We start from the raw sequence: 340 nt of genomic DNA on the forward strand, positions 1-340 counted from the left end.
GCCATGGCGTTGAGCACCGCAGCACCGACGATGATCGCCGTGCCGTGCTGGTCGTCATGGAACACCGGGATCTTCATGCGCTCGCGCAGCTTGCGCTCGACGATGAAGCACTCGGGTGCCTTGATGTCTTCCAGGTTGATGCCGCCGAAAGTCGGCTCCAGCGAAGCGATGATGTCGACCAGCTTGTCCGGGTCGTTCTCGTCTACTTCGATGTCGAACACAGCGATGCCGGCGAACTTCTGGACCAGCCCGCCCTTGCCTTCCATCACCGGCTTGCCGGCCAGCGCGCCGATGTTGCCCCGGCCCAGCACCGCAGTGCCACTCTAGGTCACCGCCACCA

1 pseudogene is annotated in these 340 nt (G+C 63.8%); it reads right to left on the reverse strand.

The annotated features are described in order from the left end of the window. Positions 1 to 323, reverse strand: a pseudogene (locus R0J92_RS22080) (NADP-dependent malic enzyme); the annotation flags it as partial. Positions 324 to 340: the final 17 nt, after the last annotated feature.

This window comes from Tritonibacter sp. SIMBA_163, assembly GCF_046535935.1.
Taxonomy (GTDB): domain Bacteria; phylum Pseudomonadota; class Alphaproteobacteria; order Rhodobacterales; family Rhodobacteraceae; genus Epibacterium; species Epibacterium scottomollicae.